The sequence below is a fragment of the Mycobacterium sp. ST-F2 genome (assembly GCF_001905655.1).
Taxonomy (GTDB): Bacteria; Actinomycetota; Actinomycetes; order Mycobacteriales; family Mycobacteriaceae; genus Mycobacterium.
Genome location: NZ_JMHT01000095.1, coordinates 1 through 25,179, shown reverse-complemented (window position 1 = coordinate 25,179; position 25,179 = coordinate 1). Strand labels below are relative to the sequence as shown.

At 67.3% G+C, this 25,179-nt stretch carries 21 protein-coding genes and 1 pseudogene; 5 read left to right on the top strand and 17 right to left on the bottom strand.

The genetic code is table 11. The annotated features are described in order from the left end of the window. Window positions 1-7 precede the first annotated feature (7 nt). Entirely contained in the window at window positions 8-1,945 is a 1,938-nt protein-coding gene (locus EB75_RS27135; RefSeq protein ID WP_073698319.1) for an ABC transporter ATP-binding protein/permease, read from the top strand. Here EB75_RS27135 and EB75_RS27130 read toward each other — a convergent pair. After that, entirely contained in the window at window positions 1,892-3,361 is a 1,470-nt protein-coding gene (locus tag EB75_RS27130) for a DUF7782 domain-containing protein (protein WP_073698318.1), read from the bottom strand. The genes EB75_RS27135 and EB75_RS27130 overlap by 54 nt on opposite strands. Continuing rightward, window positions 3,358-4,158 carry an SOS response-associated peptidase gene (locus EB75_RS27125; protein WP_073698317.1) on the bottom strand — a complete coding sequence of 267 codons (801 nt, stop codon included), beginning with the start codon at window positions 4,156-4,158 and terminating at the stop codon, window positions 3,358-3,360. The genes EB75_RS27130 and EB75_RS27125 overlap by 4 nt, the downstream gene beginning before the upstream one ends. A gap of 18 nt (window positions 4,159-4,176) precedes the next feature. Here EB75_RS27125 and aroA point away from each other — a divergent pair, with 18 nt between their 5' ends. Together aroA and rsgA are read left to right on the top strand one after the other, a co-directional pair. Next, window positions 4,177-5,451 (top strand): 3-phosphoshikimate 1-carboxyvinyltransferase, encoded by a 1,275-nt coding sequence (aroA, locus tag EB75_RS27120; RefSeq protein ID WP_073698316.1) that lies wholly within the window; start codon window positions 4,177-4,179, stop codon window positions 5,449-5,451. Between the two features lies 1 nt (window position 5,452). Next, a complete protein-coding gene (gene rsgA / locus EB75_RS27115; RefSeq protein ID WP_073698315.1) occupies window positions 5,453-6,433 on the top strand; it encodes a ribosome small subunit-dependent GTPase A in 981 nt (326 codons plus the stop codon). Here rsgA and EB75_RS27110 read toward each other — a convergent pair. The 6 genes from EB75_RS27110 to EB75_RS27085 form a co-directional block, all read right to left on the bottom strand. After that, window positions 6,430-6,909, bottom strand: coding sequence for a hypothetical protein (locus EB75_RS27110; protein WP_286150333.1), 480 nt, complete (start codon window positions 6,907-6,909; stop codon window positions 6,430-6,432). The genes rsgA and EB75_RS27110 overlap by 4 nt on opposite strands. Window positions 6,910-6,916: 7 nt before the next feature. Further along, entirely contained in the window at window positions 6,917-8,173 is a 1,257-nt protein-coding gene (locus tag EB75_RS27105) for a fatty acid desaturase family protein (protein ID WP_073698314.1), read from the bottom strand. 96 nt (window positions 8,174-8,269) lie between these two features. Further along, complete coding sequence (locus EB75_RS27100) at window positions 8,270-9,412, bottom strand: ferredoxin reductase (protein ID WP_073698332.1); 1,143 nt, start codon at window positions 9,410-9,412, stop codon at window positions 8,270-8,272. Window positions 9,413-9,500: 88 nt separating this feature from the next. Beyond that, window positions 9,501-10,013: a DUF6912 family protein gene (locus EB75_RS27095; protein WP_174557737.1), complete on the bottom strand. Its 513-nt coding sequence runs from the start codon at window positions 10,011-10,013 to the stop codon at window positions 9,501-9,503. A gap of 6 nt (window positions 10,014-10,019) precedes the next feature. Continuing rightward, window positions 10,020-10,850 (bottom strand): polyphosphate kinase 2, encoded by an 831-nt coding sequence (ppk2, locus tag EB75_RS27090; protein ID WP_073698312.1) that lies wholly within the window; start codon window positions 10,848-10,850, stop codon window positions 10,020-10,022. Then, entirely contained in the window at window positions 10,850-12,262 is a 1,413-nt protein-coding gene (locus EB75_RS27085) for a WS/DGAT/MGAT family O-acyltransferase (RefSeq protein ID WP_073698311.1), read from the bottom strand. The genes ppk2 and EB75_RS27085 overlap by 1 nt, the downstream gene beginning before the upstream one ends. Window positions 12,263-12,445: 183 nt before the next feature. On the opposite strand from EB75_RS27085, the gene EB75_RS27080 reads away from it, so the two are divergent. Next, window positions 12,446-12,937 carry an Rv3235 family protein gene (locus EB75_RS27080; protein ID WP_073698310.1) on the top strand — a complete coding sequence of 164 codons (492 nt, stop codon included), beginning with the start codon at window positions 12,446-12,448 and terminating at the stop codon, window positions 12,935-12,937. Window positions 12,938-12,941: 4 nt separating this feature from the next. Here EB75_RS27080 and secA read toward each other — a convergent pair whose 3' ends face one another. From secA to EB75_RS27045, 7 genes are all read right to left on the bottom strand, one after another. Beyond that, on the bottom strand, window positions 12,942-15,713 hold the full coding sequence (gene secA / locus EB75_RS27075; RefSeq protein ID WP_073698309.1) for a preprotein translocase subunit SecA: 2,772 nt from the start codon (window positions 15,711-15,713) through the stop codon (window positions 12,942-12,944). Between the two features lie 128 nt (window positions 15,714-15,841). Then, window positions 15,842-16,474: a ribosome hibernation-promoting factor, HPF/YfiA family gene (hpf, locus tag EB75_RS27070; protein ID WP_502689405.1), complete on the bottom strand. Its 633-nt coding sequence runs from the start codon at window positions 16,472-16,474 to the stop codon at window positions 15,842-15,844. 343 nt (window positions 16,475-16,817) lie between these two features. Further along, window positions 16,818-17,447 carry a ComF family protein gene (locus tag EB75_RS27065; protein WP_073698307.1) on the bottom strand — a complete coding sequence of 210 codons (630 nt, stop codon included), beginning with the start codon at window positions 17,445-17,447 and terminating at the stop codon, window positions 16,818-16,820. 36 nt (window positions 17,448-17,483) lie between these two features. After that, window positions 17,484-19,244: an MtrAB system accessory lipoprotein LpqB gene (lpqB, locus tag EB75_RS27060; protein WP_142239848.1), complete on the bottom strand. Its 1,761-nt coding sequence runs from the start codon at window positions 19,242-19,244 to the stop codon at window positions 17,484-17,486. Next, window positions 19,241-20,902, bottom strand: coding sequence for an MtrAB system histidine kinase MtrB (gene mtrB / locus EB75_RS27055; protein WP_073698305.1), 1,662 nt, complete (start codon window positions 20,900-20,902; stop codon window positions 19,241-19,243). The genes lpqB and mtrB overlap by 4 nt, the downstream gene beginning before the upstream one ends. A 7-nt stretch (window positions 20,903-20,909) precedes the next feature. Then, window positions 20,910-21,596: a two-component system response regulator MtrA gene (gene mtrA / locus EB75_RS27050; RefSeq protein WP_020102929.1), complete on the bottom strand. Its 687-nt coding sequence runs from the start codon at window positions 21,594-21,596 to the stop codon at window positions 20,910-20,912. Between the two features lie 87 nt (window positions 21,597-21,683). Then, complete coding sequence (locus tag EB75_RS27045; protein WP_073698331.1) at window positions 21,684-22,313, bottom strand: dTMP kinase; 630 nt, start codon at window positions 22,311-22,313, stop codon at window positions 21,684-21,686. A 317-nt stretch (window positions 22,314-22,630) separates the two neighbouring features. Between EB75_RS27045 and dctA the strand changes: the two genes are divergently transcribed. Further along, the gene (dctA, locus tag EB75_RS27040) at window positions 22,631-24,022 is read left to right on the top strand and encodes a C4-dicarboxylate transporter DctA (RefSeq protein WP_073698330.1); all 1,392 of its coding nucleotides are present in this window, start codon (window positions 22,631-22,633) and stop codon (window positions 24,020-24,022) included. A 249-nt stretch (window positions 24,023-24,271) separates the two neighbouring features. Here the strand turns inward: dctA and EB75_RS27035 are convergent, their stop codons facing one another. Both EB75_RS27035 and EB75_RS29485 read right to left on the bottom strand, forming a co-directional pair. Next, window positions 24,272-24,643, bottom strand: a complete 372-nt coding sequence (locus EB75_RS27035) for a hypothetical protein (protein WP_502689404.1) — start codon at window positions 24,641-24,643, stop codon at window positions 24,272-24,274. A gap of 295 nt (window positions 24,644-24,938) precedes the next feature. Then, window positions 24,939-25,179: pseudogene (locus tag EB75_RS29485) on the bottom strand (hypothetical protein); the annotation flags it as partial.

Below are 25,179 nucleotides of genomic sequence, written 5' to 3'. Positions count from 1 at the left end.
GTGATCCATGGAGGCATTCAGGCCCTCGATCGAGTGGGGCGACCAGTTGGTCGAATCCGCGTTGTGGATCGTCTGTTGCTGGGCGATCAGCGCATTGTGCGTGCTGGCGATCCTCGTCCTGCTGATGCGTTACACCGCCTGGGGACAACGGTTCTGGCACATCACCGGCGGATACTTCACGGGAGCGGCCAGCGCGCCGGTGTGGGCCATGCTGGCTGTGCTGCTGCTTTCGGTGATTGCCGCAGTCCGCCTCGAGGTGCTGTTCAGCTACTACCACAACGACCTGTATTCGGCGTTGCAGGTGGCATTCCAGGGGGCGGGCGCTCACGACGCCGCACAGCGCAGTTCGGGAATGCACGGTTTCTGGATCGCGATCATGACGTTCTGCGTCCTCGCGACCTTCCACATCGCGCGCATTGTCTTCGACACCTACCTGACGCAGCGCTTCATCATCCGCTGGCGGGTGTGGCTGACGCATCGGCTCACCGGGCACTGGCTGGCCGACCACGCGTACTACCGCGGCCGGTTCACCGAACCCGGCATCGACAATCCCGACCAGCGCATCCAACAGGACATCGACGTCCTCACCACGGGAGTGGGTGGCGCGCCGAACAATCCGACGTACTACTCCCACAGCATGCTGATCTTCGGTGCCGTGGACGCCGTGGTCTCGGTTGCCTCCTTCACGGTCATCCTGTGGAAATTGTCGGGGCCCCTCACGGTGCTCGGAGTGACGATCCCGCGGGCGCTGTTCTGGCTGGTCCTGGTCTACGTGGTGATCGTGTCCACGGTCGCGTTCATGATCGGCCGCCCGTTGGTCGGATTGAGTTTCCGCAACGAGCAGACCAACGCCGCCTTCCGCTACGCCCTGGTGCGGCTGCGCGACGCCGCGGAGGCGGTGGCTTTCTACCGCGGTGAACGTGCCGAACGCAGGGAACTCGACCGCAGATTCGGCGCCGTCATCGCCAATTACCGACAGTACGTCCGGCGCACCATCGGCTTGATCAGCTGGAACTATTCGGCCACTCAGGGCATCGTGCCATTGCCGTTCCTGCTGCAGGCGCCGCGCCTTTTCGCCGGCACCATCAAGTTGGGCGATGTGATGCAGTCGGCCACCGCATTCGGCCAAATCCAGAGCGGACTGTCCTTCTTCCGCAATGCCTACAGCCAATTCGCCAGCTACAACGCGGCGATCATCCGGCTGGACGGTCTGGTCAGTGCCAACGAAAGCGCCGCCGAACTTCCGCTGCTGCCCACCCGGACAAGTCCGGATGGTTCGGTCGAACTGACCGGTGTGCAGGTCCGTACGCCGGCGGATGATCTGTTGATCGACACACTGGATCTGCGCCTCGATCCGGGTGACTCGATGGTCATCACCGGCGCCTCAGGTGCCGGCAAGACGACGCTGTTGCGTGCCCTGGCACAGTTGTGGCCGGCTGCGAACGGGACATGGAGCCGGCCCGGGGTGGACGCCGACACGATGTTCCTGTCGCAAATGCCCTATGTGCCGCTGGGCGATCTGCGGACGGTGGTGTCCTATCCGGCCGACGCCGGCGAGATCGGTGACCATCGACTTCGCGACATGCTGACGGCGGTGTTCCTGCCTCACCTGGCCGACAGGCTCGGTGAGACACACGATTGGGCGAAGGTGCTCTCGCCCGGTGAGCAACAGCGCATCGCGTTCGCCCGGGTGCTGTTGACCCGACCGAAGACGGTGTTTCTCGACGAATCCACGTCCGCACTCGATGAAGCTCTCGAGGTCGAGCTCTACCGGTTGCTGCGCTCGGAGTTGCCGGACACGATCATGGTCAGTATCGGCCACAGCGACGCCGTGGTCCGGATGCACGACCGGCAGTTGGAATTGCTCGGCGCAGGTGCCTGGCGGCTGAATTCAGTTGGCCTGGTACAGGATTCCCCGGCCAATGGCCTCGCGAATCTCAGGTAGGGCCGCCTCGGCGAGCGCGTCGGCGTCGACGCCGTGATGGGCGGCGAGCAATCCGATGAGTGCGCCCAACGGCACCTCGCCGCGGCACCCGGCCAGCAGGGCGGTGAACACCTCGTCCACGCCGAGTACCGCACCCGGGCCGCCGGGACGACGGACCGCGCACCCGATCACCTGCCAGCCGTCCGGACCGGGCAGCGAATGCTGTTCCAGCAGAACCGGTGCGGTGGACAGGCGGGCCGCCAGCAACTGGTCGTCCGAGGTGTCGCGCAGGTAGGCCCGGCGCGCGAAGAACGCCGCCACCTCGATGCCCGTGATCGGTTCGTCGGTGATCTCCTCGAGGATCTGCTCGGGCTCCTCACCGGGACGAGGCACCTGCAACGAGATCAGTCCCATGCCGATCCCGGTGATGCCTTCGGCGTCGAACCAGTCCAGCCAGGCCGCGCCGCGCTGCGCGATCTGTTCGGCGGACTCCCCCGCATCGGCCAGCCACAGCGAGACGTAGCTGACCGGGTCGGCCAGTTCGCGCTGCACCACCCAGGCGTGCAGGCCGGTCCCGGCCAACCACTCCTGCACCCGGGGCCGCCAATCATCGCCCCGCACAATCCAATTGGCCATGATCTGCGCGGTGCCGCCGGGCGTCAGGTAATTGCCGACGTTCTCGATGATGGTGCGGCACAGGCCATCTCCCGCCACTCCGGAATCGCGGTAGATGTAGTCCTGCGCGCCGGCACCCACCACGAACGGCGGATTGGACACGATGAGGTCGAACCGCTCCCCCGCCACGGGATCGAACAGGCTGCCGGGCCGCAGATCCCACGACATCCCGTTGATCCCGGCGGTGGCCTGTGCCAGCGCCAGTGCCCGCGGGTTCGTGTCGGTGCCCACGATGTCGGCGCAGTGGCTGTTCAGGTGCAGCGCCTGGATGCCGCAGCCGATACCCAGATCGAGCGCGCGCTGCACGGGCGTCCGAATCACGGCCCGGGCCAACGACATCGACGCGCCCCCGATACCGAGCACGTGCTCGTGCGTCACGGGTGTGCCGCGCAGGGCCGCGTCCTGGTCGGAGACGACGTAGAAGTCACGTTCGCCGTCGCTGTGTGGGCGGATGTCGAGAGCCGCACTGACGGTGTCGGCCACGTCCAGCACGCCGGCGGCGGCCAGGTCGGCCAGGCTCGTCGACGGGAACGCCGCCTGCACCTGCTCAGCCGGTTCGTCGGTACCGAGCAGGAAAAGCCGCACCAACGTGGCGAGGCGGCCGCCACCGGACGTCGCCCGCAGCGCCGGCCACCACACGCCCCGGCCCAGCGCGGCGTTGGCGTCGTCGCCGAGCAGTTCGGCCACCCCGTCGGTGGTGTAGCCGGCCGAGCGCAGATCAGCGCCGAGAGCGTCCACCAGCAGCGGGTCCAGCGCGGTCAAAACAGCGTCCCTTCAGGTTCGGTCGTGGCGGGCTCGATGAGTTCGGGGCCGTTGTTGCGAATGCTGTTGACCAGCTTGGACACCTCGCGGGTGACGATGCGGTCCAGGTCGCCGTGCCCGCGCAGCAGCCCTTCATCGATGGGCGCGTCGGGATCGAGCCAGTGGTCCCAATCGGGGGCGCTGATCGTCAGCGGCATGCGGTCGTGGATCTCAGCCAGCGGCCCGACCGACTCCGTCGTGATGATGGTGCAGCTGACCAGAGGAAGACTGTCCTTGGGCGCGCCGGCCGGCCGCCACGTCGTCCACAACCCACCCATGAACAACAGTTCGTCGTCGGCGGCGTGCATGTAGAACGGCGTCTTGGTGGCCTTCTTGCCGTCGGCGGCCGGGTTGGGCCGCCACTCGTACCAGCCGTCCATCGGGATGAGGCAGCGCTTCGATTTCGCCGAACCCCGGAATGCCGGTGACGTGGTCAGCGTCTCGGCGCGCGCGTTGATCAGCAGCGGCCCCTTGGTGTCCGGCGTGCCGTCGGCCGTGGTCTTCACCCAGGGCGGGATCAGGCCCCAGCGCATGGACCGGACCCGGCGAGTGGGCTCGTCATCGGGCTCGGAATGCCGCCGCACCACGGTGCTGATGGTTGTGGTGGGCGCCACGTTGTAGTTGGCCGAAGGCATGGTGCCGCCCTGTTCATCGCCGTCTTTGGCGGACTCCGATGCCTTGGCGGCGGTCTCGTCGAGCGCCTGGATTTTCTCGGCCAGCAGCGCCGGGTCGGTGGTGACTGCAAATCGCCCGCACATACCAGGCAGGATAGGGGCATGGAACTCTGGCCCGCACCGTCGGTGACCGGTCCGGTGCAGGCCACTGTCACCGTGCCGGGCTCGAAGTCGCAGACCAATCGCGCGCTCATCCTGGCGGCCCTGGGAACGCCTCAGGGCACGTCCACGGTCAGCGGCGCGCTACGCAGCCGCGACACCAACCTCATGATCGGCGCGCTGCAGGCACTGGGCGTGAGCATCACCGGTGACAGCACCGAACTGACCGTCGGCGGCGCCATCTCCCCCGCCGCAGACGTGCGCATCGATTGCGGACTGGCCGGCACCGTGCTGCGGTTCGTCCCGCCCGTCGCGGCGCAGGGTTCGGGCCGGGTCGTGTTTGACGGCGACGAGCAAGCCAAGACCCGCCCCATCAAACCGCTGCTGGACGCGATGCGCGGACTCGGCGTCGACATCGACGGCGACGGCATGCCGTTCACGGTGTCCGGCACCGGCTCTGTCGCCGGCGGCGAGGTACGGATCGACGCGTCGTCGTCGTCACAGTTCGTGTCGGGACTGTTGTTGTCGGGAGCCACGTTCCGTGACGGCCTGACGGTCGTCCACACCGGCGAGACGGTGCCGTCGCAGCCGCACGTCGAGATGACCATCACGATGCTGCGCGAGGCGGGCGTCGAGGTCGACGACAGCCGGCCGAACCGCTGGCATGTGGCAGCCGGCCCGATCACGGCGCGGCACTGGGCCATCGAGCCCGACCTGTCCAATTCGGTGCCGTTCCTGGCCGCGGCCGCGGTGACCGGCGGCACAGTGCGGCTGGCCCACTGGCCCGAGCAGAGCGTGCAGCCGACCGGTGACGTCCTGGACCTGCTGACCAAGCTGAATACCGATGTCCGCGTTGTCGATTCGCACCTCGAGGTGCGGGGCGCGCACAGCTACGGCGGCTTCGACGCCGACCTCAAGGCCGTCGGTGAGCTGGCGCCGTCCATGGCCGCACTGGCCGCCCTCGCCAGTCCGGGATCGGTGTCGACGCTCTCGGGCATCGCGCATCTGCGCGGGCACGAGACCGACCGACTGGCCGCGCTGACCAACGAGATCAACGGACTGGGCGGCCAGTGCCGCGAAACCGATGACGGCCTGGTGATCACGGCGGTTCCGCTGCACGAAGGCCAATGGCGGTCCTACGCCGATCACCGGATGGCCACCGCCGGCGCGATCATCGGGCTGCGGGTGCCGGGGGTGCAGGTCGAGGACATCGGCACCACGGCCAAGACGCTGCCCGACTTCCCCGGTATGTGGGCAGACCTGCTGGCCGGGAAATAGCTTGCGGGAGTACGACGAATCCGATGTCCGGGTGCGCTCGGGCAAAGGTTCGCGTCCCCGCACCAAGAACCGGCCGACCCACGCCGACGCCCGCGAGGCCATGGTCGTCACCGTCGACCGCGGCCGCTGGGGCTGTGCGCTGGACGGCAATCCGGACCACATCGTCACGGCGATGCGGGCCCGCGAGCTCGGCCGCACCCCGATCGTGGTCGGTGACTCCGTGGGCATCGTCGGTGACCTGTCGGGTAAACCCGACACCCTGGCCCGCATCGTCCGCCGCGACGAACGCCGAACCGTGTTGCGCCGCACCGCCGATGACACCGATCCGACCGAGCGGGTGGTGGTGGCCAACGCCGACCAGTTGTTGATGGTGGTCGCCCTCGCCGATCCGCCGCCGCGCGCCGGGCTGGTGCAGCGGGCCTTGATCGCCGCGTACGTCGGTGGGCTGCGGCCGATCCTGTGCCTCACCAAGCAAGACCTGGCCCCGGCCGAACCGTTCGCCGCCGAGTTCACCGGCCTGGACCTGACCATCATCACCGCCGGTCGCGACGACCCGCTCGATGCCGTGGCGCCGCTGCTCGAAGGTCACATCACCGTGCTGCTCGGCCATTCCGGCGTCGGCAAGTCCACGCTGGTGAATCGCCTTGTGCCCGAGGCGGACCGGGCCACCGGTGACGTGTCGGGCGTCGGCAAGGGCAAGCACACCTCGACGCAGTCGGTGGCCCTGCCACTCGACGACGGCTGGGTCGTCGACACCCCCGGCATCCGGTCGTTCGGACTGGCGCACATCAAGCCCGACGACGTGCTGATGGCGTTCTCCGACCTGGCCGAGGCCATCGAGGACTGCCCGCGCGGCTGCGGGCACATGGGGCCGCCTGCCGACCCGGAATGCGCACTCGACACGCTCACCGGCCCGGCCGTCGTCGACCGCGTCGCGGCGGCCCGGCGCCTGCTCGCGGTGCTGAACGAGCCGACGTACTAGTTCGCGCGGACCACCAGCATGGTGGCCCGGTAATCCTCGAGTCCAATGGTGCCCGGCGTCTCGGGATACGGGTCCAGCGAACGCAATTCGACGGTGTACCCGCCAACGGCCTCGGTCAGGTGGGTCTGCCCCGGCGCGGGATTGGTGTTGAACTCCAGGGTCGTCGGCTGCTGACCGTCGAGGGTGGCGATCACCGCGATGTGGGCCGCGCCCGTCCAGACACACGACACCCGCTTCGGGCAACGCGAATCATCAAGCACCCGTTCGAATTTCAGCCGGAGTGGCGCGGTGTCGACCGCCGAGCCGTCAATTACCGCGGACTGCCCGCCGGCAAGGACGAACTCGTGGTCCAGTTGCGCAGAAGCCGTGTCGGGCCGCGCCTGCCCCGGCGAGCAGCCGACAGCGATGACCACCGCCAGCACGGCGGTGAGAAGACGCGAAATCCCCCAAAACCGGCTGGTTTTGGGGGATTTCACGAGTACTTTACGCGGCAGCGGCGCGCTTCGCCCGTCGGCGGCCGCGCACAGTGGCGATGGCCGTCTTCAGACCGCGCTTGTTGCCGGTCGCCGGGTCGATGACGCCGAAGCTCTCGTCGAGCTCGACGAACATCCGCTCGCTCCGGGTCTCCGGGGCGTCGTCGACGGTGTCGGTCAGGTACTTGTTCGGCACCGACAGCTTGGCGATGGTGCGCCACGTCTTGCCGTACTGCACCAGGAAATTCCCGGTGGTGTAGGGCAGGTCGTACTTCTCGCACAGCGCCCGGACGCGGATCGAGATCTCGTACAGCCGGTTGCTGGGCAGGTCCGGGTACAGGTGATGTTCGATCTGGTGGCTCAGGTTGCCGCTCATGAAGCGCAGCACCGGACCGGAGTTGAAGTTGGCACTGCCCAGCATCTGGCGCAGGTACCACTCGCCCTTGGTCTCACCCACCATGTCGGTCTTGGTGAACTTCTCGGCCCCATCGGGGAAGTGGCCGCAGAAGATCACCGCGTTGGCCCACACGTTGCGGATGACGTTGGCCATGAAGTTGGCCTTCGCCGTCGACTTGAACGTGGCACCCGGAGACAGCGACGTGATCGCGGGGTACGCGACGTAGTCCTTGGTCAACTGGTGCACGGCCTTCACGCTGAATTCGCGAACACGAATCATCGTGGCCTTGCGGTCGTCGCGGCCCTTGAAGATCTTGCCGAGCTCCAGGTGCTGCAGACCGACGCCCCACTCGAACAACAGCGACAACACGGTGTTGAACACCAGGTTGAAGAGGTGGAGCGGCTTCCACCTGATGTCGCGGGTGACGCGGATCAGACCGTAGCCCACATCGTCGTCCATCCCGAGGATGTTCGTGTACTTGTGGTGCATGAAGTTGTGGGTGAACCGCCAGTGCTTGGAGACCCCGTTCATGTCCCACTCCCACGTCGAGGAGTGAATCTCGGGATCGTTCATCCAGTCCCACTGGCCGTGCATGACGTTGTGGCCGATCTCCATGTTCTCGACGATCTTGGCCACGCCCAGGGTGCTTGCCCCGGCCCACCAGTACGACCGCTTCGAGCTGCGCAGCAGCAACAAGCGGCCGGCCACTTCGAGAGCACGTTGTGCCGCGATGGTGCGACGGATGTACCGCGCATCGCGGGCGCCACGGGATTCTTCGATGTCCTGTCGGATCGCGTCCAGCTCGACGCCCAGAGCCTCGATATCGGCTTCGGTCAAGTGCGCGAATTCGGGTACGTCAGTGACTGCCATTTATCGACCTCCTTCCCAATTACCTACGCTAGCGTAACCTACGCAATCGTAGGTTTCTAGACAGCAAATTCTGAATTTCGCGGATGTGCTGCGCTGTCAAATATCCAGTACACAGTCCCCGGCCGCAGCCGAAACACAGGTCTGGACCCGGCTTCCCGGTTCGCGTTCCTCGCCCGTGCGCAGATCCCGGGCGTGGCCCTCCAGCAAACCCACCACACAGGACTGGCAGATGCCCATCCGGCAGCCGAACGGCATCTGCACGCCGGCCTTTTCGCCGGCTTCCATCAGCGACGTCGCCGCATCGGCGACGACGGTCTTGCCGCTGCGCTCGAACGTCACTGAACCGCCGGTGCCCTCGACCGCAGCCTTCGACGCCGCGAAACGCTCGAGGTGCAGCCGCACCCCGAGCCCCGCCGCCTCGTACTCACGTTCCGCGTCGTGCAGCATGGCCTCCGGGCCGCACGCCCACGCTTCGCGTGTCCGCCAGTCGGCGACCTCGTCGTCCAGTTTGGACAGATCGAGACGCCCCTCGGTACGGGTGGCCCGCACCCGGAGCTGGTAGCCCGGGTGGTCCTTGGCCAGCTGCGCCAATTCCTCGGCGAAGATGACGTCGGCTTCCGTCGGGGCCGAGTGCAGGTGGACGATATCGGTGATCTGACCGCGGCGCGCCAATGTGCGCAGCATGGACATCACCGGCGTGACGCCCGAGCCCGCGGTCAGGAACAACACCTTGCCGGGCGCGGGGTCCGGCATGACGAACTCGCCCTGGGGTGCCGCCAGCCGCACGACGGTTCCCGGCGCCACGCCCCCGACGAGGTGAGTGGACAGGAAGCCCTCGGGCATGGCCTTCACGGTGATGGTGATGGTCTTGTGGTCGAGGGACTCGACCGGGCTCGACGTCAGCGAGTACGAACGCCACCGCCACCGACCGTCCATGAGCAGGCCGATGCCGATGTACTGACCCGGGCGGTAGTCGAACGAGAAACCCCAGCCGGGCTTGATCACCAGGGTCGCCGAGTCCTCGGTTTCCCGGCGGACCTCGACCACCTTGCCGCGCAACTCACGCGCCGACCACAGCGGATTGATCAGTTTGAGGTAGTCGTCCGGCAGCAGCGGCGTGGTGATCCGCCCGACGATGGTGCGCAATGCGTGCCACCCCGGCCGTTCCTTGGCACCGGCGACCTTGGGCCGCACGGTGTCGACGACATTGGCCGAGACCTTGATGTAGTTCTTGGCCACGTTCACTCCCGCTCAGGTTTAGCTCGTCCTAACCTACGGTACCGTAACCTACGCGCAAGTAGCTGCCCCGCCGGCCATACCCGAATGGCTACAGCAGTTCCAACAAAAACGGTAACTCTTGAGCGGCGTACCACGCCAGATCGTGATCCTGAGCATCTCCGACAGTGAGCTCGGCGTCCTCGTCCCCGAGGTCCGCGGCGTCGACCACCGCGACCGCAGCAAGCACCGCAGGCTCCGCCGCCGCGTTGTCGACGTACGCCGCGACCACATCGGCCAGCGCGACCGGCCCGGCCAGCCGCACCACCGCGTCGTCGAGATCCGGGCGCACCGTCACACCCTCGGCCTCGGCCACCAGGACCGCGCGCCGCGGCGGCAATCCGCCGTCCTCGCCGCCCACGCCCTCACCAGCCAGCAGCCGCAGCGACGCCAGCGCCGCCTCCTGCAAGGCGATCTCGCCGAGTTCGTCCTCGTCGCCGTGCGCGTAGGCCTCGCGCAGCGTCGGAGTCACCGCGAACGCGGTCCCGCTGCGGGCCGGCATCACTCCGTCGGCCACGAGTTGCGACAGCATGGCCAGGGTCGCCGGAATGTAGACACGCACCAGGGCACTCTAAAGGGATCTCTCGGGATCGCCCATCAGCTCGGCGACGTGATCTGGCACATAGGTGGTGAGTTCCCGTGACGGCCGGACGTACGTACCCGTCACCACCGGACGCTCCGGCAGCTCCACTTTCGAATGCTCGACCGCGGTGTACGGGATGGTCGACAACAGATGCGCGATCATGTTCAGCCGCGCGTGCTTCTTCACGTCGGATTCGACGACGAACCAGGGACTCTGCGGCGTATCGCAATGGACCATCATCTGGTCCTTGGCCCGCGAATAGTCCTCCCAGCGGTACACCGACTCGAGGTCCATGGGCGAGAGCTTCCACTGCCGGACTGGATCGTTGAGGCGGGACCGGAACCGCTTCAGCTGTTCGGCGTCGGACACCGAGAACCAGTACTTGCGCAGGATGATGCCGTCGTCGATCAGCATCTGCTCGAAGATCGGGGTCTGCCGCAGGAACAGCGCATGCTCCTGCGGGGTGCAGAACCCCATGACCGTCTCCACGCCGGCCCGGTTGTACCAGGACCGGTCGAACAGCACGATCTCGCCCTTGGCCGGCAGGTGCGCGATGTAGCGCTGGTAGTACCACTCGCCCCGCTCCCGGTCACTCGGCGCGGGCAGCGCCGCAACCCGGGCGATCCGCGGACTCAGGTATTCGGTGATGCGCTTGATGGTGCCGCCCTTGCCCGCGGCGTCGCGCCCCTCGAAGACGATGACGATGCGGGCGCCGGTGGCGCGCACCCACTCCTGCAGCTTCACCAGCTCGGTCTGCAGCCGGAAGATCTCGGCTTCGTAGACGTCGTTCGGGATCTTCCGCGCCTTCTTCGACGCCATCAGCGCGCCACCTCCCGCAGCTCGTCGAGCGCTTCGCGCAGCAGGCCGGGGAACACGTCGACGTCGCTCATGGCCTCGCGATCGGCGTTGATGCCGTAATAGAGGCTGCCGTTGTACGACGTGATGCCGAGCGCCAGCACCTGGTTGTTGAGCAGCGGCGGCACGGCGTAGGTGTCCAGCAGCTTGGTGCCCGCCACGTACATCTGCTTCTGCGCGCCCGGCACGTTGGTGATCAGCAGGTTGAACTGGCGTGCCGGGAAGCTCGTCGCGACCCGGGTGCCCATGGCGTGCAGCGTCGGCGGCGCGAACCCCGACAGTGTGACGATGGTGCGTGCGTCGACCGGGGTGGTCGTCGTGGCCTGGGTCTCGGTGGCGTGCGCGATCTGGGACAGCCGGACCAGCGCGTTGTTCTCCCCCACCGGCAGGTCCACCAGGAAAGGCGTCACCTCGCTGATCGCCTGGCCCGGGCCGGCGGTCTCCAGGTGGTCGGTCTCGGGGTACACCGACATGGGCGCCATGGCCCGCACCGTCAGGCCCGTCGACACCGATTGGCCGCGGGACATCAACCAGTTGCGCAGTGCGCCGGTCACCACCGACAGCACGACGTCGTTGACGTCGCACTCGAAGCGGGTCCGCAGCTGCCGGTACTCCTCGAGCTCGTGCTTGGCGACGGTGAACCGCCGGTTGCGCGACACGGTGGCGTTGAGCGGGCTGCTGGGAGCGGTACCCCGCACCATGGTGCGCGCCATGTCGATGACGCGCCGGCCGGCCTCGACGAACTGCTCGGTGCTGGAGATCATGTCCGCTGCCGCGGACTGCACCGCAGCCAGCTGGGCCGTCGGCCGGGCGATCCACTCACCGATGGCCCCCAGCAGCAGCGAGACGTCGCTGGGCTCGCGGCCCGGAATCCAGATGTCCTCGCCGAACTCGGGCGGCTTCTGGGTCCGGTCGGCGATGACGTGCCCGATCTCCAGCGCCGTCATGCCGTTGACGAGGGCCTGGTGGGTCTTGGTGTAGATCGCGAGGCGGTTGTCGGAGAGCCCTTCGACCAGGCACATCTCCCACAGCGGTCGGGTCTTGTCCAGCGGCCGCGATCCCAGCCGGGCCACCAGATCGTGCAGCTGGGCATCGCTTCCCGGGGACGGCAGCGCCGAGCGCCGGATGTGGTAGGTGATGTCGAAGTCGCGGTCGTCGACCCAGACCGGCCGGGCCAGGCCGAGCGTGACCTCGCGGACCTTCTGCCGGTAGCGCGGGATCTGCGGAAGTCGGGCCTCGACGGTCGCCAGCAGTGTCTCGTAACTCAGGCCGGCCCGCGGCCGCCGCAAGATGGACAGCGTCCCGACATACATGGGTGTCGATGAGTCTTCCAGCCCGTAGAACGACGCGTCTGCCGCCGACAACCGGGTCACCATGCAGCCAGCTCCCCCTTCACCCTCCTCCGGAACGACCCCGTCACGGTATCCCCGGGGCCTGCCCCTCGCAGCACCGGACCGGCGAATTGGCGTCGAGCGCCAGAGGAATCCGGTGCGATGATTTAGCAGTCTGCAACTCTCCAGCAGATGCCGTCACCGATCTGACCGACCGCTGGAGAATTCATGACCGCATCGACCCGCATCGACATCGAGCTGACGGCGCCGATCGTCGACTACGAGCCCCCGCCCATCGTGGCGGGCACCAGGACGTCCGCCGCCGATCTGCTGCGCGTGGTGCCGGACTCCGTACCCGAATTCAACCCTGCCGAACCGCACCTGGGCGCGGCGCCGCCGGCAACGGCGCTGGTCTTCGCCGACGCCGCGCTGCGCCGGGTGCTCGAGGTCAGCGACGGCCGCCGTCCGACAGCGCAATTGCGCCCGCTGGCCATCACGCCGCTGTTCGAGGCCATGGCGTCGTGGCCCCGGCAGACCCGCGCCGACGGCGCGGCGGTGCTGCGCCGGGTGCGGCTACGCACCGCCCGCGAACAGGACGGGCTCGCCACCGCGGTCGAGGTGTTCGCCACCTTCAGCCGCGGGCCACGACTGCACGCCGCTGCCGGCCGCGTCGAAATGGTCGGCGGGCGTTGGCAATTCGTGGCCCTGCAGCTGGGTTAGGTGATCAGCCCCGCTTCTGCTTGCGGGCCGCCTCACGACGCTCCCGCCGTGACCCGACACCTGCGGCATGCCGCCCGCCGCCCGGACGACGGACCTCGGCGGACCCGTCCTCGCCCGGACCGGTGTACGTCATGGCCGGCGCCTTGTTCTCAATTCCCTTGGCGCGCAATGCTGCCGGCGCGGCCTGCTCCTCAGCGGCGTTCTGCTCGGCCTCGGCGGCGAACTGCGCGAGCCCCTGCGGCGCGGCGACCGGGGCCACCTGCGGCGCCTGCTGCGCCTCGACCTGCACGTTGAACAGGAACCCGACCGACTCTTCCTTCAGCCCGTCGAGCATGCCCATGAACATGTCGTAACCCTCACGCTGGTACTCGACCAGCGGGTCGCGCTGCGCCATGGCCCGCAGGCCGATGCCCTCCTTGAGGTAGTCCATCTCGTAGAGGTGCTCACGCCACTTGCGGTCGATGACGTTGAGCAGGACGCTGCGCTCCAGCTGCCGCATGGCGCCCGGGCCGGCGATGGCCTCCAGGTCGGCTTCGCGCTTGGCGTAAGCCTTTTCAGCGTCGGCGATCAGGGCCTCGCGCAGCTCGTCCTGGGTCAGCTCGCCCGGCTCGCCGACCGCGTCCGAGTCGATCAGGTCGTGGTAGTCCAGGCCCACCGGGTACAGCGTCTTGAGCGCGTCCCACAGCTTGCCCAGGTCCCAGTCCTCGGCGTAGCCCTCGGCGGTGGCGCCGTCGACGTACGCGGTGATGACGTCGACCAGCATCTGGTGCGCTTCCTTCTGAAGGTCGTCGCCCTCCAGGATCATCTTGCGCTCGCGGTAGATGACCTTGCGCTGCTGGTTCATCACCTCGTCGTACTTGAGGACGTTCTTGCGGACCTCGAAGTTCTGCCCTTCGACCTGGGTCTGCGCGCTCTTGATCGCGCGGGTCACCATCTTGGCCTCGATCGGCACGTCGTCCGGCAGGTTCAGCCGGGTCAGCAGCGCTTCGAGGGTGGCGCCGTTGAAGCGGCGCATCAGCTCGTCGGACAGCGAGAGGAAGAACCGCGACTCGCCCGGGTCGCCCTGACGGCCGGAGCGACCGCGCAGCTGGTTGTCGATACGACGGGACTCGTGGCGTTCGGTGCCCAGCACGTACAGGCCACCGACCTCGCGGACCTTCGCGGCCTCTTCCTCGACCAGCTTCTTGACCTTCGGCAGTTCCTCGTGCCAGGCCGCTTCGTACTCTTCGGGCGTCTCGACGGGGTCCAGGCCGCGCTTGCGCAGCCGCGCGTCGGCGATGAAGTCGACGTTGCCGCCCAACACGATGTCGGTACCGCGGCCGGCCATGTTGGTGGCGACCGTGACGGCCTTCAGCCGGCCGGCCTCGGCGATGATGCTCGCCTCCTGCTCGTGGTACTTGGCGTTGAGCACGTTGTGCGGGATGCGGCGCTTGGTGAACTGCTTGGACAGGTACTCCGAGCGCTCGACGCTGGTGGTACCGATCAGGACCGGCTGGCCCTTCTCGTAGCGCTCCTGCACGTCGTCGACGACGGCGATGTACTTGGCCTCTTCGGTCTTGTAGATCAGGTCCGACTGGTCCTGGCGGATCATCTCCCGGTTGGTGGGGATCTGCACCACGCCGAGCTTGTAGATCTCGTGCAGCTCAGCGGCCTCGGTCTCGGCGGTACCGGTCATGCCGGACAGCTTGTCGTAGAGGCGGAAGTAGTTCTGCAGCGTGATGGTGGCCAGAGTCTGGTTCTCGGCCTTGATCTCGACGTGCTCCTTGGCCTCGATGGCCTGGTGCATGCCCTCGTTGTAGCGGCGGCCGACCAGCACACGGCCGGTGAACTCGTCGACGATGACGACCTCGCCGTCGCGGACGATGTAGTCCTTGTCGCGCTGGAACAGTTCCTTGGCCTTGATGGCGTTGTTCAGGTAGCTGACCAGCGGGGAATTGGCGGCCTCGTAGAGGTTGTCGATGCCGAGCTGGTTCTCGACGAACTCCACCCCGGCCTCGTGCACGCCGATGGTGCGCTTGCGGATGTCGACCTCGTAGTGGACGTCCTTCTCCATGAGCGGCGCGATGCGCGCGAACTCGGTGTACCAGTTCGACGCGCCGTCGGCCGGGCCCGAGATGATCAGCGGCGTACGGGCCTCGTCGATGAGGATCGAGTCGACCTCGTCGACGATGGCGAAGTTGTGGCCCCGCTGCACCATGTCGTCGGTCGAGTGCGCCATGTTGTCGCGCAGGTAGTCGAAACCGAACTCGTTGTTGGTGCCGTAGGTGATGTCGGCGTTGTACGCGGCGCGCCGCTCCTCGGGCGTCATCTGCGACAGGATCACCCCGACGTCGAGGCCGAGGAAGCGGTGCACGCGGCCCATCCACTCGCTGTCGCGCTTGGCCAGGTAGTCGTTGACGGTGACGACGTGCACACCCTTGCCGGAGAGTGCGTTGAGGTAGGCCGGGAGCACACAGGTCAGGGTCTTGCCCTCACCGGTCTTCATCTCGGCGACGTTGCCGTAGTGCAGCGCGGCGCCGCCCATCACCTGGACATCGAAATGGCGCTGGTCCAGCACCCGCCAGGCCGCCTCGCGGGCAACGGCGAAGGCTTCGGGCAGCAGGTCGTCGAGCGACTCTCCGTCGGCGATGCGCTTCTTGAACTCTTCGGTCTTGCCGCGCAGCTCGTCGTCCGACAGCTTCTCGACGTCATCGGACAAGGTGTTGACATAGGCGGCGACCTTTTGCAGGCGCTTGACCATGCGACCTTCACCGATGCGGAGCAACTTCGACAGCACGCTTTTCCCCTGTGGGTCTGGAACGGATATACGTCAGCGGGTTAGACGTGACCATCGTAGGTGACCGGGGGAATCGGCAGATAAGAGTGCGCCCCCGGCGGTTCGGCCGGGGGCGCATCAGCGGGACGTCAGGACAGGCGGATCAAGCCGTAGTCGTAGGCGTGTCGGCGGTAGACCACCGTCGGCCGGTCGCTCTCCTTGTCATGGAACAGGAAGAAGTCGTGTCCGACGAGCTCCATCTCGTAGAGGGCGTCGTCGACCGTCATCGGGTTGGCGGGGTGTTCCTTGACGCGGACCACCTGGCCTGGGACATGGTCGTCGAGATCGGCGGGGGCCGCCTGGCTCGGCGCCGCGGGCAGGTCTTCGGGCGGGACGATGGACGTCGCCTCGGCGAGCCCCACCGGGGTCTTGTCGCCATAGTGAATCTTGCGGCGGTCCTTGCTGCGCCGCAGGCGGTTCTCGAGTTTGCTGACTGCCGACTCGAGCGCGGCGTAGAAGCTGTCGGCGCAGCCCTCGCCACGCACGACCGGTCCACGGCCGCGGGCGGTGATCTCGACGTGCTGGCAGTTCTTGCGCTGGCGCCGGTTCTTCTCGTGGTCGAGTTCGACGTCGAACAGATAGATGGTGCGATCGAAGCGTTCCAGCCTGGAAAGCTTCTCGGAAACGTAGATGCGGAAATGTTCGGGGACTTCGACGTTACGGCCCTTGACGACGACGTCGGCGTGCGGTTCCGGCGCAGCCTCGGTGTCATCGGCAAACATGGTCGAGCGGGCAGAATCCACGGATTGGGTTGACATGCTTAGCAACTCGCTTCTCTCTCGCAGTGCACGTGTGGCTCTTCTTGCACACGGTCTGAACTACGCGCCGGGCGGGTCTGCAAGTCGCCGCAGCCCGGCGCAAGGTGTTGAGTACTCACCTCCTACCGCTGTCAGCGATTTGGTACCGAGTGAATATGTCGGTACCGCCGTGAGGCTTCACGGGTGGTTGCAGCCGACGGTAGTCCGAGTTCACCTAGTCGTGCCACCGATTTCGCATACCGGTTTTGAGAACTTCATATCGAGTTGATGTAGGTACCCCGCGGGCCGTGTCCTGCCGCCTCCGGGCTCATGCGTGTGCTATTGCGAGCACACCCCACACCACGGCCCCGGACGTTTGCAGGACCCGAACCGCTTCGGCCGCAGTGGCACCCGTGGTCACCACGTCGTCGAACACGAGCACCTCCCCGCGCACCGGAGTTCGTTGCCGGACCCGGCCGCGGATGTTGCGTTGTCTTTGCGCACTGGAGAGGCCGACCGAATCACGGGTGAAGGCCCGCATGGCCAACGCCGGCTCGACCGTGACGCCCGGTATCCCGCCGGCCGCGGCGCGGGCGATCTTCGCCACGGGGTCACCACCACGGCGACGGGCGGCCAGGCTCCGGGTCGGCGCTGGCACGACTGTCAGCGGCGCCGCGATGAGGCCCCAACCGATCAGGGTGCGCAGCGCCGCGGCGACGGCGTCGGCCAGTGGCGGGACCAGGTCGGTGCGGCCGTGCTCCTTGAGTCCCACGATGGCGCGTCGTCTGGCCCCGGCGTAGCGCCCGAGCGCGAAGACCGGCACCCCGGGGTCCTCCCGGGGCGTCACCACGTGCGGCTCGTCGGGGCGGACGGTCAGTTCCGCTGCACAGGCGGCACACCAGCGGGTCGACGGCGCGCCGCAGCCACCGCATTCGACGGGCAGGACCAGGTCGAGCATGGGGTCAGCATGCCGCCGGGGTGTGACAGGTCCGGCTCAGCCCGGCAGCACCGGCAGCGCGCCGGCGATCATCAGTGGCCGGACATCGGTCCACATCAGGTTGTTGTCCGCCGCCGAGCCCGACAGCTGCAGGATGCCGCGCTGGTCGGCGAGGTACACCGTCGAGGTGTTGGCCGCGGCCGTGGACACCGGGGCCACCAGGTTCCGGGTCGGTCCGTCGGAGTTCACGCCGTCGAGGTTGACGTACGACACCGGATGCGCCCCGTCGGTGCGGGTCACCACGATGTCGTCGCCGGTACGCCAGGACAGCGACAGGGCGGTGTTGCCGAGGCCGTATCCGAGCCGGCGCGGGTACGTCAGCGCGAGCTGACCGCCCTGCCCCTGCTCGACGCCGGCCAGGATCACCTGGCCGTTGATCACCATGGCAGCGCGCGTGGCGTCGCGCGACAGCTGCAGCGCGCTGATCGGGCCGGGGAACTTGGTGGCCACGGCCGACGAGTCGACGGGGATGCGGGCGGGCTGGCCCGATGCCGCCTCCTGAATGGCGCGCACGACGTTGGTGCCGTCGACCACGATCCAGATCGCGTCGTCGAGCGACCAACTGGGACGCGTCAGGGTATGCGCGTCGAGCGCCTGCGCGGCGTCGCCGTTCACCGGGCCCACCCACAGCGACTGCGCCATGTCCGGGGCACCGGGCCGCAGCGTCACCACCGAGGCGACCTCCTGCCCGCTGCGGGACAGCGCGGACGACGTCTGGCCCGGCAGTTGCCCGAAGGCCCCGGCGACACGCGGCGCGTTGTCGCCTTCCAGGGACACCAGCGAGCCGCCCACGAGGGCGTGCAGGCCGGCCGCGGCCCCCGGATCGGCCCCTGGATCGGTGGCCGCGACGTCGGAGGTGTTCCAGCCTTCGGCGAAGCGGTCGTCGAGGGCGGCGCCGTCGGCGTTGATGACGTACGGGCCGTTGACGCCGGCCCGGAAGAGCGTCCAAATGATCTGTGCCGCAAGGAGTTGCCGGCTGTGCGGGTCCGTGGTCGACAGGCTCTCCAGGTCGATGCGCGCGCCGCCGTAGCCGCGCCCGACACCGGTCTTACCGCCGTCGGCCCGGGTCACCGGACCCCGCAGCCGCAGCGGTGCGGCCATCAGATTCCGGACGCTGCCGGCCATCTCGGGACGCGGCCCCGACAGCAGCTTGGTGACGAGCTCGGTGGCCAGCTGGTCGGAGTCGGACACCGCGACGTATCGCGGATCGGGCACGACGGTCTTGCCGGTCGGGTCGACGAAGTACAGCGTGTCCCGCTTGTAGGTGGACTGGAACTGCTGCCAGTCCAGAAACACTCCGTTGGGCAGCTTGTCGATGCGCCAGCCCCGCGGCGTCTTCACCAGGTCGATGGGACCCGGATCGGGCAGCGCGCCCTCCCCCGTCTCGAACACCCCGACGTCCGACAGGGAGCCCAGGATGTCGGCGCGCATGGTCACCGAAACCTTGTCCGTGCCACGGGTTTCCACGAACACGACGCGGTCGATCAGCAGGGCGCTACCGGCGTCGTCCCAGGAGCGGGACGCCGATTCGGTGAGGAACTGACGTGCGGCGAGATGCCGGTTCGCGGGATCGGCGGTGGCCTTGAGGAATTCGCGCAGCAGGAGGTCCGGGTCCATGCCGGGCGACGGCGTCGGCAGGTTCCGCGGCGCCGGCCGGTCGACGGTGCCCACCGCTTGTGGCGCCGACGAACTGGGTACCCCGGCGCACCCCGTCAACACCAGCATCAGCACCGCGCAGACCGCGAATGCCCCTTTCACGATGCGTCCCCCGCGGGCAGTTCCCCGGACGACAGGGCCGTAACCGATTTGGGCCCAGTGGGTTTGAGCGGCAGCGGGCTGGTGGTCACCTTGTGGCCACGCACCAGCGGCAGCGTGAGCCGGAAGCAGGCGCCGTGACCAGGCTCGCCCCAGGCCTCCAGACGGCCCTGGTGCAAGCGGGCGTCCTCGATGCTGATGGCCAGGCCCAGACCGGTGCCGCCGGAGCGCCGCACCCGTGAGGGGTCGGACCGCCAGAACCGGCTGAACACCATCTTCTCCTCGCCCGGTCGCAGGCCCACGCCGAAATCGCGGACCGTCACTGCCACGGTATCCACGTCGGCGGCCATCTTGATCTGAACGGGTTTCTTCTCGGCATGGTCGATCGCGTTGGCGATGAGGTTGCGCAGGATGCGCTCGACGCGGCGCGGATCGACCTCTGCGATGACGGCCTCGTCCGGAAGATGCACGGCGAGTTTGATGTTCGCGTCGTCGGCCAGGTGCCCGACGTTGTCGAGCGCGCTCTGCACGGTGTCACGCAGGTCGACAGATTCCACCGACAGCTCGGCCACACCGGCGTCGTGCCGCGAGATTTCCAGCAGATCGGCCAGCAGCGTCTCGAAGCGGTCCAACTCGTTGACCATCAACTCCGTCGAACGGCGCAGCGCCGGGTCGAGCTCCTCGCTGTGGTCGTAGATCAGATCCGCGGCCATGCGCACCGTCGTCAGCGGCGTCCGCAGTTCGTGGCTGACGTCAGAGGTGAAGCGGCGCTGCAGATTTCCGAACTCCTCGAGCTGGGTGATCTGCTTGTGCAGGCTCTCGGCCATGTCGTTGAACGACACCGCCAGGCGCGCCATGTCGTCCTCACCACGCACCGGCATGCGCTCGGTGAGGTGGCCTTCGGCGAACCGCTCGGCGATGCGCGACGCCGAGCGCACCGGCAGCACGATCTGCCGCGCCACCAGCAACGCGATGGCCGCGAGCAGGCCCAGCAACACGATGCCGCCGGTGGCCATGGTGCCGCGCACCAGCGCGATGGTGCTCTCTTCGTTGCTCAGCGGAAAGATCAGGTACAGCTCGAGATTGGTGACCTGGGACGCAGAAGCCCCGGCCGGGCTTCCGACAACCAGAGCGGGACCGGAGAAGCCCTCGGTGTGGACGGTCGCGTACTGGTAGCTGACCTGGCCGGCTTTGACGAAGTCGCGCAAGGAGTTCGGAATCTCCCCCACCGGCCCGGCCGACGTGGCCGCGCGCGGACCGTCACCCGGCACCACCAGCACCGCGTCGAACGCACCGGCCAGCCGCGAGCCCGAATCGACCTTGCGGTCGATGAGGGTGTTACGCGCCAGCTGCAGGCTGCTGCCCAGCGAGCGCGTCTCCTCACCACCGACGATGCCACTCACCGTGGTGCGGGCGTGCTCGATCTCCTCGGTACCGGCGCGCACCTTGGATTCCAGGATGCGATCGGTGATCTGGCTCGTCAGCACGAAACCCAGCACGAGAATGACAGCCAGCGACAGCCCCAATGTCAGGGACACCACGCGCAGCTGCAACGAGCGGCGCCAGGCGTACCCGACCACCCGGCCGACAGCACCCAGACCGCGCACGACGGCGCCCGAGCCGAAACCGCCCCGGATACGCCGCCGAGAACCCCAGATCAACGCCCGATCACGGCGGTCCGGCCTTGTATCCCACTCCTCGAACGGTCAGCACCACCTGCGGGTTCTCCGGGTCCTTCTCGACCTTGGCCCGCAGCCGCTGGACGTGGACGTTCACCAGGCGAGTGTCTGCCGGGTGCCGGTAGCCCCACACCTGTTCGAGCAGCACGTCGCGAGTGAAGACCTGGCGCGGCTTGCGAGCGAGCGCGACCAACAGGTCGAACTCCAGCGGCGTCAGCGAAATCTGCTCACCCTGACGCGTCACCTTGTGCGCCGGCACGTCGATGTCGACGTCGGCGATGGACAGCATCTCCGCCGGCTCGTCGTCGTTCCGGCGCAACCGCGCCCGCACCCGCGCCACCAGTTCCTTCGGCTTGAAGGGCTTCATGACGTAGTCGTCGGCGCCGGATTCCAGGCCCAGCACCACGTCGACCGTGTCGGTCTTGGCGGTCAGCATGACGATCGGCACGCCCGAGTCGGCGCGCAGCACACGGCACACGTCGATGCCGTTCATTCCAGGCAGCATGAGGTCCAACAGCACCAGATCCGGGCGCAGCTCGCGGACCGCGGTCAGCGCCTGGCTGCCGTCACCGATGACGGCGGTGTCGAAGCCTTCACCGCGCAGCACGATGGTGAGCATCTCGGCCAGAGATGGGTCGTCGTCGACGACCAGAATGCGTTGCCTCATGGCGTCCATGGTGTCACCAGATCGCGATAAAGCTGTGATCTCCGATGGGTGTTTTGCCACTTACCTGACAACCTGCTGGTAATTGGCGCGGTCGGATCAGCCCAACAGCTGTGTGGCCAACTGGCCCGGGTCGACATCCGGCGCGACCAAAGCCCAACGGCCGACCCAGTTTTCGGCCGCCAGCGCGGCGTAGACCGCACCCGTGCGGCCCTGCAGACCGCCGTCGCGCTCGTAGGCGTCGCGCGTCCGAGCAGCGTCCTGAGCTTCCCGGCGAGCCGCCCTTTCCGCGGCGAGATCGGTCGGCACGTTCAGATAGAGCTGCCAATCCGGCACCGGCAGCGCCAACCGCCCGAACTCCAACTGCCGCACCCAGGCCACGACGTCGCCGTCGGCGTCCTGATGCAGCCGCGCCGCGCTGTAGGCGGCGTTGGAGGCGACGTAGCGGTCGAGGATGACCACATCGTGCTTGGTGTTCAGTTCCGCGATCTCAGCCTTGGCACCCGCGCGGTCGAGCGCGAAGAGCATCGCCATGGCGTACACCGACTCGGCCAGGTCACCGTGCTGGCCGTGCAGCGCCTCAGCGGCGATGTCGGCCTCGACCGAACGGCCGTAGCGCGGGAACGCCAGCGTGGCCACCGACTTGCCTGCGGCTTCCAGGTGCGCGCGCAGACCCTGCGTCAGAGTGTTCTTCCCCGCACCGTCCACGCCTTCGATTGCGATCAGCACGTGGCGAGCGTAGTTGGCGCAGCGGCTGGGACCCTGCCGTCGACGCCAAAGTTCGATGACATGGCGTTGACGGAAGGCGCGATGCTCGCTCAAGGTGCTGTCAGCAGACCTGTCCACTGACGCCGCCTGAAGTACGTCCGGAGCAACGGCGCGTCGGACACCGAAGACCGTCGGCTGCGAATGGTGTTGGCGAACGACGTGATTCTGATCGACGGCTCCGAACGAATCTGACGGCAAGCCCGTCATATATCTCCTGCGCGACCTCACAGAAACATCGCAGAAATCGCTCGGTGATGCCGGATCAGTACTTTCGCGCGATGGCGACCACGATGGAACCCCCCAAGAGCGAGATGATCCGGCTGGCGAACAAGCCACCGTGGTACACCTCGCTTTTCGTGCAGCTGCTCGTCGCGATCGTCGCCGGAATCCTGGTCGGCTGGCTGCACCCGCAGATCGGCGCCGATCTCAAACCGTTCGCCGACGGCTTCATAAAGCTCATCAAGATGCTGATCGCGCCGATCATCTTCTGCACCGTCGTGCTGGGCATCGCACACGTCGGCGACCTCAAGTCGGTCGGCCGGATCGGCGGGAAAGCGTTGATCTACTTCGAAGTCGTCACCACCTTCGCGCTGCTCTTCGGGCTGGTGATCGGCAACATCGTCGAACCTGGGGCAGGGTTCCACGTCGATCCCAACAAACTGGCGAGCGGCGCCGACGCGCTGGCGAAGAAAACCCAGAACAAGGAACTGCCGCACACCGTCGACTTTCTGCTCAACATCATCCCGGAATCGGTGTTCAAGGCGTTCACCGAGAACAACCTGCTTCAGGTGTTGTTCTTCGCCGTCCTGTTCGGACTGGCGCTGGCCAAGTTCGGCGAGAAGGGTCCGCCCGTCATCCTCGAATTCGTCGACCACCTCAGCCATCTGTTCTTCACCGTCATCGGCTGGGTCATGCGACTTGCACCGATCGGCGCCTTCGGGGCGATGGCCTACATCATCGGCCAGTACGGCATCGGCTCCCTGGGCAGTTTCGCGAAACTGATCGGCTGCTGCTATCTCGCGGCTGCCCTGTTCATCGTGATCCTCGGCGTCATCGTCAAGGTCTTCGCGGGGGTGAACCTGTGGAAGTTCGTCGTGTACATCAAGGACGAGCTGTTCCTGGCACTCGGTACCGCCTCGACGGAGGTGGTGTTACCGCGGATCATGACCAAGTTGAACAAAGCCGGTTGTTCGCGCACCACAACAGGTCTGGTGGTGCCGACCGGCTACTCGTTCAATCTCGACGGGGCGACTCTCTACCTCTCGATCTGTGTGCTGTTCCTGGCCCAGGCATTGGGAGTGAACCTCAGCCTCGGTGAGCAGATCACCGCGGTGCTGGTGCTGATGCTGACGTCGAAGGGCATGGCCGGGGTTCCCGGCTCGTCGTTCCTCGCACTGTCGGCAACCGTCGCCGCCATCGGCCACGGGGCCATCCCGGTCGCCGCCGTGGCCCTGCTCCTGGGTGCCGACCGCATCATGGATTCGATGCGCGTCTCGGTGAACCTGCTCGGCAACTGTGTAGCGACGTTCGTGGTGGCGGCATGGGAGGGCCAACTCGACAAAGACCGCATGCGCAAAGTGCTCGACGGCGAGGACGTGCCGCCACTCGACGACCCCGACCCGATGCAGGATCCGGCTGCGGGCGGTCGCACCACGTCCACGACCACCTGACCGATATCCAGCTCAGGATCTGCGCATTGGCGATCATCGGAGACAAAGCCAACGTCACGTATCTGGGTGGAAAGTTCGATGACGTTTGCCGACTACCCGGCATGTCGAGACCGGACAAGTACGAAGTGATGGGCGCGATACCGGTAGCTGAGTTGACCGCTGTGGTTGAGCACGTAGACGAGGTTCGCCTAGGCCCAAAGCATGCGTGAATACCCCTGAAAGTCTTGCTTTTTCAGGGTTATTCACGCGTCAGTGTGTCGGTGGTGGGATGTCTTGTTGCTCTGCGGATTCGGCGGCCTGGGCGGTTTCTTCGGCTTCGGCGGCTTCCCTGGCTTGCCGTTCTTCGCGGCGGCGCTCAGCGGCTTCTCGAGCGGCCGCGATTTCTTGGATGTCGGCTTCGTTGAGGGCCCGCTCGTAGGCGATCTGCTGGGCCAGGTTTTGGGCGCGGGTGCGGCGTCGGGTGGGCATCATGACACCCCGCCCCGGCGCCGGTGGCGTATCGAGGTCGGTGTTCTCGGTCGGGGGCGGGTCCGGGAGTGGCGTGTCCATGTGCGTGCGGGGGAACAGGATTCGACTGCCGGGCACGCTGACGTAGGTGTGGCCCGTCGGTGCGGTCCACACGATCGTGCCGTCCGATTCTTGACGGTCCCGCCACCCGTCGGGGCCGCCGTAGAACGTTTTCAGCAGGTGGTGCTTGCGATTGGCTCTAGCGAACGAGATTAAAACAGGTGCCTGACCAGCGAACATAGCGCAGAGTGACACGCCCGGACCGGCTAGCAGGGTAACGTCACGGACGGTGCAGCCAAACGGGTCGGTGAGGCCGCGGCGGGATCGGGACCTATGTCGAGCAGGGTCCGCTACGGCGCTGCACCCCGGGACTACCGATCGGACGGGGCGAATCGGATTACCAATCGGATTACCAATCCGACCCGGCGCACTCGGCCGCGATGGCGAACAGCCGAGCCACCCGAGCGGGGTCGGACCACCCCGTTCCGTCCGCCCGCACCGTGGCCGCCAGGTCCGCCAGCCGCCCAGCGGCACGGCCGTCCGCCACGTTGTACGCGACGACGCCCGCGGCGTCCATGGCGTCACACCAGCAGAGCCCGGCGAACGCATCCGCCGCGTCGAGCAGGGCGGCCAGCTGCTGCAGCTCCCCG